12 protein-coding genes are annotated in these 18,543 nt (G+C 64.6%); 9 read left to right on the plus strand and 3 right to left on the minus strand.

The genetic code is table 11. The annotated features are described in order from the left end of the window. Positions 1-203: 203 nt before the first annotated feature. Entirely contained in the window at positions 204-2,210 is a 2,007-nt protein-coding gene (locus tag DT073_RS04065) for a hypothetical protein (protein WP_124292229.1), read from the minus strand. Positions 2,211-2,406: 196 nt separating this feature from the next. Between DT073_RS04065 and DT073_RS04070 the strand changes: the two genes are divergently transcribed. The 6 genes from DT073_RS04070 (at position 2,407) to DT073_RS04095 (ending at position 9,723) form a co-directional block, all read left to right on the plus strand. Then, positions 2,407-3,441 (plus strand): LacI family DNA-binding transcriptional regulator, encoded by a 1,035-nt coding sequence (locus DT073_RS04070; RefSeq protein WP_205783013.1) that lies wholly within the window; start codon positions 2,407-2,409, stop codon positions 3,439-3,441. 120 nt (positions 3,442-3,561) lie between these two features. Continuing rightward, positions 3,562-4,869 carry an extracellular solute-binding protein gene (locus DT073_RS04075; RefSeq protein ID WP_124292230.1) on the plus strand — a complete coding sequence of 436 codons (1,308 nt, stop codon included), beginning with the start codon at positions 3,562-3,564 and terminating at the stop codon, positions 4,867-4,869. A gap of 9 nt (positions 4,870-4,878) precedes the next feature. Then, positions 4,879-5,841, plus strand: a complete 963-nt coding sequence (locus DT073_RS04080; RefSeq protein WP_124292231.1) for a carbohydrate ABC transporter permease — start codon at positions 4,879-4,881, stop codon at positions 5,839-5,841. A gap of 83 nt (positions 5,842-5,924) precedes the next feature. After that, entirely contained in the window at positions 5,925-6,680 is a 756-nt protein-coding gene (locus tag DT073_RS04085) for a carbohydrate ABC transporter permease (protein ID WP_124294340.1), read from the plus strand. Between the two features lie 300 nt (positions 6,681-6,980). Then, entirely contained in the window at positions 6,981-7,757 is a 777-nt protein-coding gene (locus DT073_RS04090) for a glycoside hydrolase family protein (RefSeq protein ID WP_353681945.1), read from the plus strand. Next, positions 7,750-9,723 carry a glycoside hydrolase family 2 protein gene (locus DT073_RS04095; RefSeq protein ID WP_124292233.1) on the plus strand — a complete coding sequence of 658 codons (1,974 nt, stop codon included), beginning with the start codon at positions 7,750-7,752 and terminating at the stop codon, positions 9,721-9,723. Before DT073_RS04090 ends, DT073_RS04095 begins: the two co-directional genes overlap by 8 nt. Positions 9,724-9,783: 60 nt before the next feature. Here DT073_RS04095 and DT073_RS04100 read toward each other — a convergent pair whose 3' ends face one another. Next, positions 9,784-10,935, minus strand: a complete 1,152-nt coding sequence (locus DT073_RS04100) for a Gfo/Idh/MocA family protein (protein ID WP_124292234.1) — start codon at positions 10,933-10,935, stop codon at positions 9,784-9,786. Further along, positions 10,932-11,777: a class I fructose-bisphosphate aldolase gene (locus DT073_RS04105; RefSeq protein ID WP_124292235.1), complete on the minus strand. Its 846-nt coding sequence runs from the start codon at positions 11,775-11,777 to the stop codon at positions 10,932-10,934. Before DT073_RS04105 ends, DT073_RS04100 begins: the two co-directional genes overlap by 4 nt. Before the next feature lie 95 nt (positions 11,778-11,872). Here DT073_RS04105 and DT073_RS04110 point away from each other — a divergent pair, with 95 nt between their 5' ends. Genes DT073_RS04110 through DT073_RS04120 form a run of 3 tightly spaced genes read left to right on the plus strand, consistent with a single transcriptional unit; the run spans position 11,873 to position 17,672 of the window. After that, positions 11,873-13,891, plus strand: coding sequence for a PfkB family carbohydrate kinase (locus DT073_RS04110; protein WP_164478140.1), 2,019 nt, complete (start codon positions 11,873-11,875; stop codon positions 13,889-13,891). Further along, the gene (locus tag DT073_RS04115; RefSeq protein ID WP_124292237.1) at positions 13,888-14,859 is read left to right on the plus strand and encodes a DUF4432 family protein; all 972 of its coding nucleotides are present in this window, start codon (positions 13,888-13,890) and stop codon (positions 14,857-14,859) included. The genes DT073_RS04110 and DT073_RS04115 overlap by 4 nt, the downstream gene beginning before the upstream one ends. Further along, complete coding sequence (locus DT073_RS04120; protein ID WP_124292238.1) at positions 14,856-17,672, plus strand: FAD-binding and (Fe-S)-binding domain-containing protein; 2,817 nt, start codon at positions 14,856-14,858, stop codon at positions 17,670-17,672. The genes DT073_RS04115 and DT073_RS04120 overlap by 4 nt, the downstream gene beginning before the upstream one ends. Positions 17,673-18,543 lie beyond the last annotated feature (871 nt).

Here is an 18,543-nt window from a genome sequence, read left to right on the forward strand (position 1 = left end):
GTACCGGGATCATCGGATACTCGATGAACCTCCGAATCAGTCCCGTGCCGAGATCGCCGCCGCTCTCGGGGTGCCCTCGCCGACCGTCTTCAACGCGTTGGAGAAACTGTTGGATGCTGGGCTGCAGCGTGACGCTACAAGGCGCCTCAGTCCGGCTACCGACAATCCCGCCCGGCCGGGGGGGGGGGGGGGGCTTGAGCGCTTCAGTAGTTGAATGAGAACGTGTTGCCGAGAGAGTGTTGGCTGATCGCGTTCTTGATGAGGATCATCGCCCAGAGTCCTTCGGCCGTGGATTCTCCTCCCGCGTCACCCTTTCGGACGGGGACTCCGCTGCTGACGTTGATTTCGTCGAGCACCGCTCCCCGCCCGTCGAAAGGCAGCGGCCCAGCGTTGGCCGCGTACATCGGCAAGAGTGCGGAGTTGTTGCCGATGAACCACGTGCCGACGATCTTCGCGTAGCCGAGGTACTCCGCCTTCTTTGCCGCTTTGTTGGAGCGAGCTGATTGGTCCCAGGCCATCGCCAGTTCGAGCAAGCCGGCGACGATCGAAGAGTCCTGATAGACCGACTGGCTTGAGTTCGTGTGGAACTGTGCCGCCCACCCGGAGATCGATGTGATTCGTTCTTTGGTTCGCGCGTAGTTGTTCGATGCGTCCCGGTAGTGGTAGGCCTCATTGCCGTAGAAGGTGTCGGCCGAGTAGCTGATGATGTCGAGGAAACCATCGAGCACCGCGGCGGATTGCCCGATGTCGCGCTTCAGACGATACGCCTTGGAGAGGGCGTAGATCTGGAGTTGACCCCAGGCCTGCCAGTCCCCCGTTGCGGGGTCGTCGACGAAGATCCCGTTTCGCCAGTCAGTGCTCGTGAATTGCCGAGCGGTAATGGCGTTGATTCCCTCGTCGATCTTGCTGTAGATCACGCTTTGGGGCGTCGGGTCGTCATGGGGCGATGCCGTCCCGCCGGCGTTGGCGCCTGTCTGAGGCAGCTGGGGTGTGTACGTTCCCCAACCGCCGCCGATCCAGACTGCGCGGAAGTACTCGCAGAGCCCGACGAGGAAGTTCGCCGCGAGTCGATTGTCCAGCGTCGTCAGGGAGTACTGGCAGACGTTGCGCAATACACGGTTGATGTGGTTCTCAATAAACTTCCCGAAGAACATCTCGTCGGTCGACCACGAACCGTTGACTGTCTTCCTTTTCTGCAGCATCTGGAGGCCCAGCGCGAGCGCCCACAGCTGCCGAGCGTCGTCGCCACCGAGGTTGAGCGTACTAGTGGTCCAATCCTTCTTGATGTTGTTCAGGTAGCCAGATGGACCACCGGTCGCGCCGCCGTACACGGGGCCGTTGTACACCGGAGCGACGTCCGCCCCGTTCGTAGCCTGGAGGTCGTCCATCGCGATCGTGTACTTCGGGTGCGGAATGAAGGGATCGGCCCGAACAGGCTGGCCCCCGCTTGTGATGATGTGCGTGGGGTCAGAGTCGAACTGCATCCAGGCGGCCTTCGAGCCGCCGGGACCGAGCGGGGGGTACTGCGTGCGACGTACGAACTCGCTTCGGTACATGTAGTGCTTGTCCTGAGACTGCATCGGGTCCCATGCGAACATGGCAGGGGCATCGAGCCACGCGAAGTTGTAAACCTTGCCTTCAGTTGTGGTCATGTAACAGGTGAAGGTCAGGACGGCGCGCGCGGTCTGGAATGAACTCTCTGTCCCGTTCAAGAGATAGTCCGTAGCGAGCGCGATTGCGGTGCGTGCGGAGTCGTCGACACATGTGGCGCCTTCGGCCAGGTCTTGGTAGGGGTTCCATCCGTTGGTCCGCCAGTCGCCACCCTTCTCGGTCGCGTACAGCGTCATCGCCTTCATCGGCCAACTGTCGACGGCGGCGAATCCGCCGGCGCCGAGAACTGTGTCGTAGAACGACGGGGTCGGCCATGTCACCCCATGCTTGTCCGTGCGTTGCCCGGCGCCCGTGCCGGCCTCGTATCTGAAACCAGTGACAGTCGGCCCGATCTTGGTGTGCACCGGTTGCAGTTGCCAGTTCATGTGGTCGAACGTGATGGGGAACTGATTGAAATCCACGGTCACCGTCGTCGCGCGGGCCGCGAGAGGACGATCGAGTGCGAACGCGCTGAGTGCGCCGAGCCCGACTCCCGCCGCTGCGGCCTGCAGAAAAGACCGACGCGGAATGCCATTATTCGAACAACGTTGTTTGCGCATGCGACGCATTGTGTAGGACGCTCCACGTTGCCGTCAAGAGTTCGTTGCGAGCTGAGAGCGTCGACTGCAGACGGCTCGAGTCTGTCGCCGGGAATTGCAGGATTGGCGCCTCGCTGGGTACCTTTGCGCGGCAGATCGACTGACTGCCGCTGCCGAACCTAAGTCGCTACCTTCTGGCATCCTGAACGAGTCGCCGATGATCGCTCCCGGCGCGAACGGGGATGGGTGGGGAATGAGTAGTCGACCGACGATGAACGATGTTGCAAGGGAAGCTGGTGTTGCCCTAAAGACTGTGTCCCGCTTCGTGAACGGCGAGACAAACATCGACCCTCTCCTGGGAGACCGGATCGCCTCCGCGATCGCGCGATTGGGGTACCGGCGAAACCTCTCGGCCGCCAGCATTCGTCCCGGGTGGAGCAGCAAGACGATCGGCCTGGTCATCAGCGACCTCGCGAACCCCTACTATGCGAATCTCGCACGTGGCGTCGAAAGAGTCGCAGCCGCGGCCGGCTACATGGTCATGACGAGCAGCTCCGAGGAGCGCGGCTCGCTTCACGATCGGGTCGTGGATCGGATGCTTGACCAGCGTGTTGACGGTCTGATCGTCGTGCCACCACGGGAAACCGCCAGGGACTGGAGCCTGTTTCCGCCGCCGATTCCTCCATTGGTCTTCGTAGACCGCCCCAACGAGTTTCGCGGCGGTCACGTGATACTCGCTGACAACAGGGGTGGGGCGAAACGCGCGGTCGGTCAGCTGATCCAGGGTGGTGCGCAGAGGATTGCGTTCCTCGGCGACTCGCTGGACATCTATACGATACGCGAGCGGCACGCCGGGTACCTGGACGCGCTTGATGGTGCGGGTGTTGCCTTCGACCCACATCTGAGCGTCGACGTGGCGCACACGGCGGCAGATGCCGCGCGGTCGGCGACCGCTTTGCTGTCCGGGGGGAAGGTGGACGCGATCTTCGCCGCGAACAACCGATCGACCTTTGGCGTCCTCCGAGCGATGCGCGACGGAGCGCCGTCCGCGGCGCTCATCGGCTTCGATGACTTCGAGGGTGCTGATCTCATGCAGCCCGGGGTCTCGGTCGTCGGTCAGAACGTCACGGAGATGGGCGAGCTTGCGGCAACAATCGTCCTCGCAGCGATTGCGGGCGAGTCGAAGTATCCGCGCGTGACCACGCTGGACACCGTTCTCATGCTGAGGGGATCTGAGATCGTCAACGCGTGACCGGCTTGGCACTTGCGGATCCCAAGTGAGATCGCTACGTTGAGACAACGTTGTTCCCGAATTGGTCTTTCAACGACGACCGCACCGCCGATCTCAGATCGGGTTATCAAAGGAGATAAATTGCGCACCAAGAAGATCGTTCTCCCGGCGATCGTCTGTTCGGCAGTTCTGGCCCTCAGCGCCTGCGCTGGCGGCGGCACTGCCACGACGACGCCGGATGCGGAAGGGCCTCAGGCCAGTCGTGGCGACATCGACATCTGGTACTCCAACAACGGGTCCGAGATCGAGTGGGCCACGGCGATGATCGAGGCATGGAACGCCGAACACCCTGACGAGCAGATCACTGGTCAGGAGATTCCCGCCGGCTCCAGCAGCGAGGAAGTCATCACGGCAGCCATCACCGCCGGGACGACGCCCTGCCTCGTCTTCAACAACTATCCCGCGGCGACCGGTCAGTTCCAGCGCCAGGGAGGCCTGGTCAACCTGTCCGAGTTCGAAGACGGCGAGGAGTACATCGTGTCCCGCACAGGGGACATTGCTGAGCAGTATCGCTCTCCGGACGGCAGCTTCTATCAGATGCCGTGGAAGTCGAACCCCGTCATGATCTTCTACAACAAGGACCTCTTCACGGCGGCGGGTCTTGACGCGGAGAATCCCGCCCTGTCCACATACGACGAGTTCCTCGACACGGCGCGGCGGCTCGTCTCCAGCGGGGCGGCGGAGTTCGCCATCCACCCCTCACCCACCAGTGAGTTCTTCCAGCCTGGCTTTGACTTCATTCCGCTGTTCGCCGCCGCCACCGAGGGCCAGCAGATCGTCGAGAACGGCACCGCAACGTTCAACAACGAGGCGGGCCTGGAGGTCGCCGACTTCTGGAGCACGATCTACGCCGAAGGGCTCGCAGGCAAGGAGCCCCCGCAGAGCGACCTGTTCGTCGACGGGAAGGCCGCCATGGCAATCGTCGGCCCGTGGGCGATCGGCTACTACGGAGCGTCCATCGCGAACTGGGGCGCCGTCCCGGTCCCGACCGCCGATGGTCTGCCGGCCGACCAGGTGTACACCTACAGCGACTCCAAGTCGATCGGCATGTACTCCAACTGCGAGAACCAGGCAACTGCCTGGGATGTCCTGAAGTTCGCGACAGGTGAAGAGCAGGACGGGCAGCTCCTCGAGATCGCCGGTCAGATGCCCATGCGTGAGGACCTCAGCGGCACCTACCCCGAGTACTTCGAGGCCAACCCCGCGTACCTGCAGTTCGGTGACGCCGCCTCTCGCACGGTCGAGAACCCCAGCTACATCGAAACGATCGCGATCATGCAGGCTCTGCGCGACGCCTACACCTCAGCGGTGATCGCGGGAGATGAGGACGTGAAGGACGCGTTCGACACCGCGGCGACCGAAGCCAACGAACTCGCGGCGGAAGGATAGCCTCGGGCGATGACACGCCTTGCACCCTCTGTGGGGGGACCGGTCGGTCCCTCCACAGGGGTGCCGTCCCGCAGGACTCCCTCGCGCCGAACACGCAGCCACACCGGCCGCAGTCCGGTCGGCGCCCTGCTCGCGGCACCCGTTCTTATTTTCATCGTCGTCATCATCGCTTACCCACTCGGGTTCGCGATCTATATGTCGCTCTTCGACTACTTCTTCGCCGCACCTGGCGTCGTCGTCGATCGACCGTTCGTCGGGTTGGCCAACTACGTCGACGTGTTGACTGATCCGAGCGTCCAGCAATCGTTCCTGAACGTCGTCGTCTTCCTGGTCATCAACGTCCCCCTCACCGTGACGCTCGGCCTGCTCCTTGCGACAGCGCTGGACCGAGTCATCAGACTTCGCACCTTCCTGAGGGTCAGCTACTACATCCCCTACGTCACCGCCAGTGTCTCCCTGGTCGGAGTGTGGTTGTTCCTCTTCAGTGGCAACGGACTTGTCAACAATCTCCTCGGACCCCTCGCCCCATCTCCGTCGTGGCTCGTCAACCCCTACCTCGCCATGCCCACCATCGCGCTGTTCGTCACCTGGAAGCAGCTAGGGTTCTACGTTCTCCTTTACCTCGCCGCGCTCCAGAACGTTCCTCGTGAGCTTCACGAATCCGCTTCCGTCGATGGCGCTGGCCCTGTTCGCGCGTTCTTTACCGTGACCGTCCCCGGCGTCCGCCCGGCCACCGTCCTCGTTGTGATCCTCACCACCGTCATCGGCGCGAACCTCTTTACAGAGCCCTACCTTCTCACCGGGGGCGGTGGTCCGAACGGCGCGTCCGCCTCGCCCGTCCTCTTGATGTACCAAGAAGGGATCCAGCAGGGGCACCCGGGTTTCGCTGCCGCGCTCGGAGTGATTCTGATGATCGGGGTTCTGGTGATCGCGCTCGTCCAGAAGCGACTGGTCGGGGGGAGTGAGGAGTGAACACGCTCAACAAGACACAGCTGGTGCTGCGCTACGGGGTGTTGTTCGCAGGAGCACTCGTATTCCTGTTCCCCTTTTACTACATGGTCGTCGGCTCTCTTCAGACCGCACCCGACACGTCGCTGGCTGGAGCCTTCCCCGACCCCGCCAATCTCTCCCTCGACAATTACGTCGCGATCAACGAACGCATCAACCTGTGGTCCGGACTCGTCAACTCCGGGATCTTCACCGGCGGGGTGGTGCTCACCAGCGTCGTCTTCGGGAGCCTAGCCGGGTACTCCCTCGCAATCCTCCGCTGGCGGGGGAGAGGGTTCACCTTCGGGCTGGTGCTCCTCGTCCAGGTCATTCCGTTCCAGCTGCTGATGATCCCCCTCTATGTCCTCATCGCCCGCGACTATGGCCTTGCCGATACATACCTCGGGATGATCCTGCCGTTCGCTGTGAACGCGACTGTCGTCATCGTGTTCCGCCAGTACTTCCTTCAACTCCCCAAGGAATTGTTCGACGCAGCCCGAATCGACGGTGCGGGAGAGTTGAAGATTCTGACCAAGGTCGCGTTGCCCTTGATCAGGCCCGCGCTGGTGACAGCCGTTCTGATGACGTTCATCGGCCCGTGGAACGAGTTCCTCTGGCCGTTCCTCATCACAAAGGACGCGTCGATGCAGCCTCTCGCCGTCTCCCTCGCCAACTACGCGGAGACCGTCGCCGCAGCCACTGCCAACCCGCTCGGGGCAATCCTCGCGGGTGCCGTCGTCCTCGCCGCACCCGCGGTCGGGCTGTTCATCGTCTTCCAGCGCTACTTCGTTTCGACGGGGCTCGGCTCCGCCGTGAAGGGATAACCACTCATGCATGCCTTGACCCCCGCCCGCCTGCGAGACGCGTACGAGGAGGCGCTGAAGTTCGATCATCCCCTTACCTCGCACATCACCACCGACCAGTTCTCTCGCTCCTATCCGCGGACGCCCGAGTGGGTCGTGGGGCCATTCCAGCGGGACGACGCCCTCACATTCAGGCAAGCCTCGGAGTGGCCGGACCCGGCGGACATCGGATGGCGAAACGGATTCGTATTCAACCCCTCGATCCTCAACGCCGACGGTGAGCTCCATCTCTTCTACCGTGCATCGCCGAGGAAAGAGTCGATGAGCAGCCGAATCGGGCACGCGGTCTACACCCGCTCCGCTGGCTGGATCGATGACCCCGCCAACCCGGTGGTGATCTCGACCTTCGACAATGAAGGGCTGAGTGTCGAGGACCCCAAGGTCTACCGACGCCACGACGGTCTGTATGTCATGTTCTACAACGGCATCTGGGCGACCGATGGTGCGGACGAGCTGACGCGGTATCCGTCGCCCGGATACCCATTGGATGAGGTCGGGTGCGACATCATGGTCGCCACCAGCGCTGACCTACAGAGCTGGACGAAGCACGGTCTCGCGGTCCCTTATGAGATCTCCCGTGGTTGGGCCAAGGGTGCCGTCATTCCCCGTTCGCCTCGGGGCGACGCCGTACGCGTCGGCGGCGAGTACATCATGTATCTCTCGGAGGGGTGCAATGGCACGATGACCGTGGGCCGATCCACAGATCTGTTGACGTGGGAGTTTCGCGCTGAGCCCTACCTGGACCTGACCGCGTGGGGCGGGTCACTGTTCGAGGTAGCCACGGCGGTCGTCCGCGACGACGACAGCGACATCGTCCTCGACTTCTTCTACAACGACGCCGACGGTCAGTTTGCGGCAGGTCAGGCCCGGTACTCCCGAAGAGATCCGTTCCGGCAGCGGGAACTGAACAAGGGGGGCGCGCTCGCCTGGGGTGGGTTCGCAGAATGGGACGGCGCCCTGTACTTCGCGCAGGGCTGGGATGCGCCGGAGGGCAGCCGAGAACTCTACTTCTATCGCGAGACCGACGCGCATGCGTGAAGCGGTCACGCCGCGTTTGCGGATCGACCTCGCAGGCGAATGGGAGCTCACGGGCTGGCGTCAGAACGACTGGCGCCTTGGCCTCACACCCGAGCGCGCGAAGGTGCAGGAGCCCGATGTGCCGAGTGTGCCGATCACCGTGCCGGGCTCCGTGCGTGGTGCATTAGAGCGCGCCGGGATCGTGCCGGACTCGACCGTCGGGGCCCAGTCCCGGCTCAGCGAATGGATCGAGCACCGACACTGGGTCTACCGTCGGGAGATTCCCTCCGGCGCGTCCAACTGGATAAGGGAACACCCACGCGAGCGCATCATCCTGGAGTGTGAGGGACTCGACACCAAGGGTGTCATCTTGGTCGACGAGCGCATCGTGGGAGAGTTCGAGGGATCGTTCACCCCGCACAGATTCGACATCACCGAGTCGATTGCGGCCGGCGGCCTCACTCTGCGGATCGTCTTCACCGATCTGCCTGACGGCCTCGGGCAAAACGGGTGGACCTCTCGCATCAGACAGTTCAAGGACCGATTCTCCTATGGCTGGGATTGGACACCCCGCCTCGTCCAGGTCGGCATCTCAGGACCGATCCGCCTCGTCGCGAGCGTCGGGATGGCTCTCGAACGTGCACGCATCTCAACGGATTACCGCGCCGATCCTGGCACGGGATCCGTCACCATCGACGTCTCGGCGTGCGCGATTCCGACGGCCGCCGTTGCATCCGCCCGCCTCACAGGTCCGGGCGTCGACCTCACGAGCACCATCCCCGACCACGGACACATCGTCATCCCGGTGATCCCCCGCCCGTGGCACGTTCGACCGAAGGGAGCCCAGGCGCTCTACACGCTCACGCTCGCGGTCCACGCGGCCGACGGGGTCACGGAGGAGCGAGAGTTCGTCGTCGGCTTCCGTGAGTTGATGTGGGCGCCGACCGAAGCTGCACCGAAGGGTGTTGATGATTGGCTCTGCCTCGTCAACGGGCAGGCGGTCTTCCTGTCAGGGGTGAACTGGGTTCCCATCCGCCCGGACCGCGCCGATGTCCCGGCGGAGGAGTATCGCTCCCGCCTCACGGCATATCGCGACATGGGCATGACGATGATTCGGGTGTGGGGTGGCGCGGGGGCGGAGGCAGATGTCTTTTACGACCTCTGCGACGAACTGGGCCTCCTCGTTTGGCAGGAGTTGCCGCTGAGCTCCTCCGGACTTGACAACGAACCTCCCACCGACGATGCGTTCGCCCACGACCTGGCGAGGATCGCGTCCTCCTACGCCGAGCGTCTCCGTCACAGACCGTGTCTCGCCCTTTGGTGCGGGGGCAACGAGCTGACGCGGGTGACGGCACCGGCCGTTCCTGGTCGTCCGCTCGACGACGCTCACCCGGCCTTGGCAGCCGCGCGCACAGCCCTCGAGGTGTCAGACCCTGGCCGCCGCTACATTGCGACATCGCCGATGGGTCCGCGGTTCGAGGCGGACCCGGCTGAATTCGGTGCCGGTGTGCATCACGACGTTCACGGGCCGTGGGAGTGGGCCGACAGTGAAGAGTCATGGGCGGCCTACTGGCGGGCAGATGACGCGGTGCTCCGCTCTGAGGTGGGTGTCGCCGGGTCAACAGGAATGGGATTGCTCGCGGAGAAGGGTCTTCTCCCGAATGTTCCCCGCGCCGAGTTGCGCTCTGTGTGGACCCACTCGAGTGGGTGGTGGCTGCGTACCTTTGATGATGCCGATCCCGATCAGCCGATCGGGGCTTGGGTGAGCTCATCGCAAGAACGCCAGGAGCGGATGCTTCGAATCGCTGCCTCGTTAACGCTCTCACGGTTCCCGCGTGCGGCCGGATTTCTCGTGTGGCTGGGGCACGACACGTTTCCGTGTGCCGTGAGTCTGTCTCTCCTGGACTGGGGTGGACAACTGAAGCCGGCGGCGCAGGGCCTGACGTCTGTCTTCGCCGGCGACGTGCGCTGTACGTCCGACCGCTGAGAAGTGACGGTGGGCGGCGCGATCACGTTCGCGCCGCCCACCGTCGGGTGTCACAGAATCTCAGTCGGGCTCAACCGCGCGACCCGTGTTGTGGGAGCGCAGAGCCGCGTCGTAGATGGCGTGGGTGCGGGCAGCCTCGTGTGGGGTCGCCGCGCCGAACCGCTCGCCGAGGTGACCGACGCGTTCGGCGAGGAAGACAGCCCACATCTGCAGGATCGCGTCCGAGAATCCCGATTCGAAGATTCCGCCCGTGACCGTCGGCCACGCCGACTGGCTCCCGACGTCGATCTGCTGCCAGAGTTGCTCGCGTCCGACGCCCGGAACATCCCCGACTCGGAACACCTCCAGGGTCGATGGGTGTTTCGTCGAGAATCGCACACCACCCTCTGTGCCGGTGACCTCGAGGATCCACGTGTTCTTCTCGCCGGGTGCGATGCGCTTGGCTTCCACCGTCAGCGGGAACCTGTCCTGACCGCTGGAGACCCACGAGTGGAACGTCGCGTTGTCCCAGGTGTCGCAGGGTTCCATAGTGCCGTCGGGTCCGGGGCGTTCGGTGACGACGTCCTGTAGCACTGCGTAGACGGAGTCTGGGTCCCACCCGAGTCGGAGGGGCACATGCCACGCGTGCATTCCGAGGTCGTTCATGACCCCGGCTGCGCCGCAGAAGCGTGCCTGTCGTTTCCAGTTGATCGGCTTGGTGGGATCGACGTCGCTCGAGTGCAGAAACGCGCTTCGGGCCTCGACGACGCGTCCCAGGGTTCCCTGCCGAAGGAAGTTGAGCGCAAGCTGCGCGCCGGGGAAGAACGGCATTTCGCTGGAGCACCGCACGAAGACGCCCGGATGCTCGTCTAAGGCGCTGATGATCGAGGCCGCGGCCGCACGGTCGATGCCGAAGGGTTTCTCGGCGAGAAGATCCTTGCCGGCCCGGATGACGTCGGTGTAAATGGCTTCGTGGAGGTCGTGCCGCACGGCGACGTAGCAGACATCGATGGAGGGGTCGTCGAGCAGCTGCCGGTAGTCGGTCGTCTTCGTCGTCACGGTGTCGATCTGGTCGAACCAGTCCATCGCGGCCGGGTTGATGTCACACACCGCGGTGAGGCGGGGGCGGACGGGATGGTCGACGAGGGCGGGCCATCGTTGGAGTGCGGCGGCGATCTCGCGCCCCATCAGTCCTCCACCGATGATCGCGACATTGACCTCCGGCGCGCTCATCGGTCGCCACCGTGAACGAGAAACAGAGCGTCGTCGACGGAGGCGTCAGCATGGAGGATCGCCATCAGCGCGGCCGTGATGCCGGCGGGGTTCTCGTGCTGCACCACGTTGCGTCCGTACACGATGCCACGCGCGCCCGCGTCGAGGACACCGCGCGTGCGCTCGAGGAGGGTGCGATCGTCGACACGCCCCCCGCCCCTCACCAGAACGGGTACAGGCCCGGCCACCTCGATGACTTGTCTGTACTCCGCGATGTCGTCGCACGGGTCTGCCTTGATCAGGTCGGCACCCAACTCGACGGCCTGCCGCACCAGGGTCAGGATCTTGTCCACATCGCCGTCGACCATGTACCCACCGCCCGCCTTCGCGTTGTCCTGCATCACGAGCGGTTCGATCATGAGGGGCATCCCGAATCGGGTGGCTCGTTCGCGCAGCGCCATAATCGAGCGGATGTTGGCTTCGCGAATCTCCGGACGATCGGGGATGTGCATGAGGTTGGCGCACACCGCGACAGCGTCGAGTCGGACTGCCTCTTCGATCGCGTGGGGCACGTGATGGCTGAAGATGTGGGAGTCCAGCGGATTTCCGTAGACGTTCGCGACGTCCGTCCGAAGCACCAAAGCAGGCTTGTTGCGTCCAGGGCGTTCCTGCAGGAGGCGGGCCTGTCCGATCGTCAACTGGATGGCGTCTGGACCGGCATCCACAAGGGTGTCGATCACGTGGGGCATGTTCTCGATGCCGGTGATGAAGCCACGCTCTCCGAAGAAGCCGTGGTCAACGGCGACATCTAGCGCGCGGCCGGATGTCGGGTGAAAAAGTCTGTTCAGCCGATAGGGCGTCATTCGTCTCTCCTTGAGGGGCCCATGATTTCTTCTGTGCCCGTGTTGTGTCACACTAATCACGTGAGACAACGTTGTCTAGACGAAGGGGAGCAGGAGTGACATCTATTGCGGTCGCAGGCCATGTCTGCGTCGATCTCGCGCCGCGCATCGGCGACACGGCGGACATCCTTCCAGGAGCGCTGGTGGACGTCGGGCCGCTCGCGGTATCACTGGGCGGATGCGTCGCGAACACCGCGCGCGCTCTTGCAGGGCTCGGTACACCCGTTGTCGCGTACGCGGCGGTCGGGGACGATGCGCTGGGCCGCATCGTACGGGAGCAGCTGGAGACGTCGATGATCGATGCCAGAGTGAGCGACGTGGCGGCGCCCACCTCCTATTCGATCGTGTTCGAGCCGTCAGGAGCTGACCGCACCTTCTGGCATCATGTTGGCGCCAATGCGCTGTTCGACGGCGGCGACGTTGACGCGAGCAGCGCGGACATCGTGCATCTTGGGTACCCCTCACTCCTCCCGGCTGTCCTCGCCGATGACGCGCGACCCTTGATGGCGCTACTTCAGCGCGTGCGAGAAGCAGGCGCGAGTGTGTCCGTCGATCTGGCCGTGGTCGATCCGATCTCTGACGCTGCGCGTCTAGACTGGCCGACCATCCTGCGCACGCTCGCCCCGTACTGCGATGTCCTCACCCCGAGCCTGGACGACCTCACGTCAGTGCTGAGGATGGATGCTGAGGACGACGCCGATCTGGCTGAGCTCTTCGCCGAGCTCCTCATCTCTTGGGGAGCAGCCGTCGTCGTCATATCCGCCGGAGCGGGGGGGCTGGTCATGCGCACAGCGGACGCCCGCCGCTTGCGCAACGCCGGACGAGGGGTGGCAGGCCTTGCCGAGACATGGGCCAACCAGGCTCTGCGTGCGCCGGCGTTGACCGTGCAGGAGGTTCGCACGACCAACGGCGCCGGCGATGCGTCGACAGCAGGCATTCTCTATGCGATCGCTCAGGAACTATCTCCGGAGCAAGCACTCCGCCTGGCAACAGCATCCTCCGCGTCCGTTGTCTCCGGTGCAGGTGTCAGCGCGGCAAGCATCCTCGCCTTCGCCCCAGAGCTCGCACATATGTTGCATGCGCACCCTCGTCCGGTCGTCCTTCCCGCGAATCAGCCCACACGGCGCTTCTACCGCGGGGGAGAACAGATCTCACAGTTCCGAGACGCTGGGCACAGTGAGCCCTTCACTCCTGAGGACTGGGTCGGTTCGACCGTGTCCGTGCGAAACGAGCAACCGTCCGGGCTTACGACACTCCCCGGTGGTGGGCTGCTGAAGGACGCGATCGCCTCGGACCCGTGCGGCTGGCTGGGCCCGGCTCACGTCGAGCGCTACGGCGATGACCCGATGATCCTGGTCAAGATCCTCGACGCGGGACAACGGCTTCCCGTCCATGCCCACCCCGACGGTGCCTTCGCAGCACGGCACCTCGGCACCGCCCACGGTAAGGCCGAAGCGTGGCACATCCTCACGCCGGGCGTCATCTACCTGGGGTTGCGTCGCGATGTCGAGCGTGAAGAACTTGCGACGCTTGTCCATGAACAGCGAGTGGAGGACCTCCTTGACCTCCTCAACAGGGTCGACGTGAACCCCGGAGACCGCGTCTTCGTGCCGCCCGGCGTAATGCACGCCATCGGCGAGGGCGTCCTCCTGCTGGAAGTCCAGGAGCCCGAGGACCTGTCGATCCTCCTGGAATGGCGAGACTTCGAGATCGACGGCGCGACCCACGGACACCTCGGGCTCGGCTTTGACTTCGCCCTCGACGCCGTAGACCTCACCGCGCTTGATCCGGCGCGACTGGCCGAGCTCGTCCTTCCCGCGTCGACCGGACCCTCGTTGCCCGCGATTGCCGAGCGTTACTTCCGGCTCGATCGCATCGACGTCGATGGCGTTCACCGCCTCGCCAGCGAGTTCTCGGTGGTCGTCGGTTTGGAGGGCTCGCTCCGAATCCCCATCGATCAGGTCGTCGAGATCGGGCGGGGGACGACGGCGTTGATTCCCGCCGCGGCAGGGCCGGTCGACCTCGTCGGCACAGGCAGCGTCCTCGTGGCACGACCGCCGGCGGCTGACCGATGAGGTCTTTGGAAGAACTGCGGCGGAAGGGCCTGCTCGCAACCGATGCCGCGGTGTCGACGGTAGTGGAGAGGTTCGGGGTGCCCGGATCGGGCGACAATGCCCGCGTTCTCGAGGCGAATGTCGGACACGGGTTCAGGTTCGAGGTCCTTGCCGACAGAGGCTTTGACATCGGACTGGCTGAGTATCGTGGCACGCCGATCTCGTGGCGCTCACCGGTCTCGGATGCTCGACCCTTGTCCTCGCCAGCCGGCAACGACTGGCTGGGGCGGTTCACCGGCGGACTGCTCGTCACGTGCGGGCTGCGCGTCGCTGGCGCTGCTGCCGGATCGCCACTTCACGGCGATATCAGCCACCGTCCCGCGTCGCACGTGCGCAGCGCACCGCCGCGGGGCCGGGCGTTGGTCGAGCTGGGAGCGGACATCGACGACGAGAGCATCTTCGGCGCGGGACTTCGAGTCGAACGTTCGATCTCGTCGGGCCTCACGCCGTCGGGTCAGGCGTGGATCGGTGTCGACGACGGCGTCGTCAACACCAGCTCGCTGTCGGCGGAAATCCACATCTTGTACCACCTGAACTTCGGCGCGCCGGTCATTCTGCCCGGCACTGAGGTGACCATCGATGCTCGGCGAACTCTCCCTAGAGACGCCGATAGCACGCGCTTCAGTGCGTCGATCCTGCCCGCGACGGTGGATGAGGTGGTCGAAGCCGTCTATCTCCACGAGCAGGCGAGTCATGTGCACCTCCGGACGCCCGGAGGCCATTCCGTTGCCATCGAATGGTCCGCCGACACCCTCCCCTACCTACACCAGTGGATCTTCCCCACCCGCGGACGCTGGGCGCTCGGGATCGAGCCGGCAACCAGTCCGCTGTTCAAAAAGGACGACACATCCGAGACCGAACGGTCCACGCTCGAACCGGGGCACAGTCGTACCCATCGACTTCGCGTGACTGTCGGAGAGGCGTCGTGACCGGCTATCCGACTCTGCCTGCGGCGAGCTACCGCGACAACTTCGCGGAGGTGGTTCCCACGGCCGCGCGGGCGACAGATCGTCTCGCAGCGGCCCACGACGCATCGCATTATCGTCTGGTGCCTCAGCTCGTCGTGGCGCCGGCGACGGTGGGGGATGTTGTCACGGTCCTCGAAGTGAGCCGCAGCAACGCCGTGCCGATTACCTTCCGATCGGGCGGGACGAGCTTGTCCGGTCAGGCAGGGACAGAGTCTGTCCTCGTCGACACGCGCACCCATTTCCGCACTGTCGCAGTCCTCGATGAGGGGGCGCGTGTACGCACAGGGTCGGGCACGACGGTGCGTGCGGTGAATGCGAGACTGGCGCGCCACGGCCGTAAGCTCGGGCCGGACCCCGCGAGCGAGATCGCGTGCACGATCGGCGGGGTCATCGCCAACAACTCCAGCGGAATGGCCTGCGGGACCCACTCCAACAGTTACCGCACCCTCGAGTCCGTCGTCCTCGTGTTGCCGAGCGGCTCTGTCGTGGACACGGCGGCTGAGGATGCTTCCGAGCGGTTGCGTGCCCTCGAGCCGCGCCTCTACGACGGGTTGATCGGTCTGCGCGACCGCATTCGGTGCAACGCGGCATCCGTTGCAACCCTCGTGCGGCTCCACTCCATCAAGAACACGATGGGCTACGGACTGAACGCCTTCCTCGACTACGACGACCCGATCGACATCCTCGCGCACCTCGTCGTGGGGTCTGAAGGGACCCTCGCGTTCGTCGCCGAAGCGACGTTCCGCACGGTTCCTCTCAAGACGAGCGTCGCAACCGGACTGCTCGTGTTCTCGACGCTCGATGAGGCGACGGCGGCGCTTCCCGCACTCGTTGACGCGGGGTTCGCGACGATCGAATTGATGGATGCTGCGTCCCTTCGTGTCGCGCAAAGAGACGCGGATGCACCCGACGACCTCCGCGCCCTGGCCATCGAACAGAACGCAGCTCTTCTCGTAGAGTTCCAGGAGGAATCGTCCCAGGCTCTGGAGCGACAGCTCGAAGCCGCTACTGGCCTCTTCGCGCATCTCTCGTTGTCGCGGGCGACGGAGCTGACCACCGATCCGACGACGCGGGCACGTCTGTGGCGCATCAGGAAGGGACTCTTCACGGCGGTCGCGGGCGAACGCCCGTCGGGGACGACGGCGCTTCTTGAAGACATTGCCGTTCCTGTCGAATGCCTCGGGGAGATGTGCGCGGCGCTGACCGGGTTGTTCGATACCCACGGGTACGACGACGCGGTCATCTTCGGTCACGCCAAGGACGGCAACGTTCACTTCCTCATCAACGAGCGTTTCGATGATCCCGCAATGGTGCGCAGATACGAACGCTTCACTGAGGATCTCGTCGACGCCGTGCTGGCAAGGGGCGGCACGCTCAAAGCTGAGCACGGCACCGGCCGCGTCATGGCCCCCTTTGTGCGGAGGCAGTACGGCGACGAGCTCTACGAGGTGATGTGGGAGCTGAAGCGGCTCATTGATCCGGACATGCTCTTCAACCGTGGAGTCTTGCTCACGGAGGACCCGGACGCCCACCTGAAGAACCTCAAGACGCAGGCGACCGTCGACGTCGAGGTGGATCGGTGCGTCGAGTGTGGGTACTGCGAGCCGGTCTGCCCCTCCCGCGACCTCACCCTCACGCCGCGCGAACGGATCGTCCTGCGAAGAGAACGGCAACGAGCGATTGATGTCGGGGATGCGGCTCTCGTCGAAGCGCTTGACCGTGAGTACGCGTACGACGGCGTCGAGACGTGTGCCGTTGATGGGATGTGTCAGACCGCCTGCCCCGTTCTCATCAACACCGGGGATCTTGTCAGGCGTCTTCGCGCTGAGGATCAAAACCGTGTGGCGCAGAGAGGTTGGAAGGCGGCGGCGGCAAACTGGGATGCTGTCAGCTCGGTCGGAGGGGTTGCGCTGTCGGTCGCCCAGTCGCTTCCGTCGGCCCTGCCAGTGGCAGTGACACGAGCGGGGCGCGCACTTGGCGGCGCCGACCTCGTGCCCCAGTACAGTACTGACCTCCCTGGCGGCGGTCGGCGGCGTCGGCCCAGGCTCGTCGCCGACCCGATCGCGGTCTTCTTTCCTTCGTGCACCGGCACGATGTTCGGCCCCGTCGGAGGCGATGGCGTGGCGGAGTCCTTTCAGCGCCTGTGCGAGAGAGCGGGCCTTGCGGTGTTGGTGCCTGCGGGGATCGGCGGCATGTGTTGCGGCACGCCGTGGAAGTCCAAAGGACTCACCGACGGATACGACCTGATGAAGGCCCGCGTCTCGGAGACGCTCTTCAGCGCGACCGATGGCGGCCGGTTGCCCCTCGTCTGTGACGCATCCTCGTGCACCGAGGGCCTGGAGATTCTCCTCGCCGCCGCCGACGCACACCAGGTCCGCGTCATCGACGCGGTCGCCTTCGTAGACGAGCACGTGCTCCCTCGTTTGCCCGATATCGCCAAGCTCGAGTCGATCACATTGCATCCGACCTGCTCCTCCACGCAACTGGGCATCAACACCGCCCTGGAGCGCGTCGCCGCAGCGACAGCCGACGCCGTCGAGGTGCCGCCGGAATGGGGATGCTGCGGCTTTGCCGGCGACAGAGGGATGCTGCATCCCGAACTTACTCAGAGCGCGACTGCAGCCGAAGCCGAAGACGTGAAGCGGCTGGGAAGTGCGGCCCACGCGTCCACCAATCGGACCTGCGAAATCGGGATGACCCGCGCCACCGGCCAGAGCTATGAGCACATCCTGCAGGTGCTGGACAGGCAAGTGGAGGCATCCTCACGCTCGTGAGTCGGGCCTGCGTCCCGCCAGCGGCGTGGGGCGGGTCGTTAGCGAGCCTGAAATGTGGCGCCAGGGAATGGAATGGCCGGTTCTTCGGACTGGTGCTCAACCCCCACCCCTACCTCCTGCGCGCGCTGTACGTCCCCGAGCTGGAGGAGGCGACCGATCGCGCCACGAGGATAGCAGCGGAACACAAACGCACCGTGACGAACGATGTGGTTGAGTGCCGCATGGGGAGTCGTATTCTCTGCGGGCTGCACGCTCGGAGCAGGATCGACGGGCGCTATCACGGGCGGCGCAGGTGCCTTGTTAGTAGGAGTCGCCTGTACGGCGATCGGTCAGTCTGCTTCGATCGGCGCGCGGAATCGACCAGTTCTGCAGCGCCGCCGACAATTGGAGCGTCGTCGTCGATTCCGAGCATCGCGGTGACCGAGCTGAAGTACGCGGACGGTGCTGCGGAGGTAGCCCAGCGATGAAGCCAGCTACCCCACCAGCGTGGCGGGAACCATCCACTGGAGCCACCCAGCCCGACACATCCAATGAACCGAAACCCCTTTGGGCGCTGATGTCGACCGAACCATCTGCAACGCCGCTCCGCACCTAAGGAATACGGCGTCATCATCTGCGGAGGGATTGCGGAGTGCGGTGCTCGCACCCTGCTGGCCTCGAAAGTGGGAACGCGCTCCGCGGCAGCCACGTCCCGCCCGGATCACCGACCCTCCAGGCGATCGCACCGCTTCGGGCTTTGCCGCGCGGAGGCCACTGTGCGGGTGGCGCGTCCATACCGAGGTGGATGCGAGTGCGCTTCCGCTCGATCACGATGAACACGCTGCCAAGAAGCCAGAGCGGCACCTGGGTGAGGAACGCGACGCGGAATGCA

The sequence above is a fragment of the Microbacterium sp. ABRD28 genome, assembly GCF_003850245.1.
Taxonomy (GTDB): domain Bacteria; phylum Actinomycetota; class Actinomycetes; order Actinomycetales; family Microbacteriaceae; genus Microbacterium.

Bases quoted from the DNA above. Each gene is read 5' to 3' on its own strand.
- DT073_RS04070 (WP_205783013.1), top strand. From the start codon at position 2,407: ATGATCGCTCCCGGCGCGAACGGGGATGGGTGGGGAATGAGTAGTCGA.
- DT073_RS04080 (WP_124292231.1), top strand. From the start codon at position 4,879: ATGACACGCCTTGCACCCTCTGTGGGGGGACCGGTCGGTCCCTCCACA.
- DT073_RS04085 (WP_124294340.1), top strand. From the start codon at position 5,925: ATGGTCGTCGGCTCTCTTCAGACCGCACCCGACACGTCGCTGGCTGGA.
- DT073_RS04090 (WP_353681945.1), top strand. From the start codon at position 6,981: ATGAGCAGCCGAATCGGGCACGCGGTCTACACCCGCTCCGCTGGCTGG.
- DT073_RS04100 (WP_124292234.1), bottom strand. From the start codon at position 10,935: ATGAGCGCGCCGGAGGTCAATGTCGCGATCATCGGTGGAGGACTGATG.
- DT073_RS04105 (WP_124292235.1), bottom strand. From the start codon at position 11,777: ATGACGCCCTATCGGCTGAACAGACTTTTTCACCCGACATCCGGCCGC.
- DT073_RS04065 (WP_124292229.1), bottom strand. From the start codon at position 2,210: ATGCGCAAACAACGTTGTTCGAATAATGGCATTCCGCGTCGGTCTTTT.
- DT073_RS04115 (WP_124292237.1), top strand. From the start codon at position 13,888: ATGAGGTCTTTGGAAGAACTGCGGCGGAAGGGCCTGCTCGCAACCGAT.
- DT073_RS04095 (WP_124292233.1), top strand. From the start codon at position 7,750: ATGCGTGAAGCGGTCACGCCGCGTTTGCGGATCGACCTCGCAGGCGAA.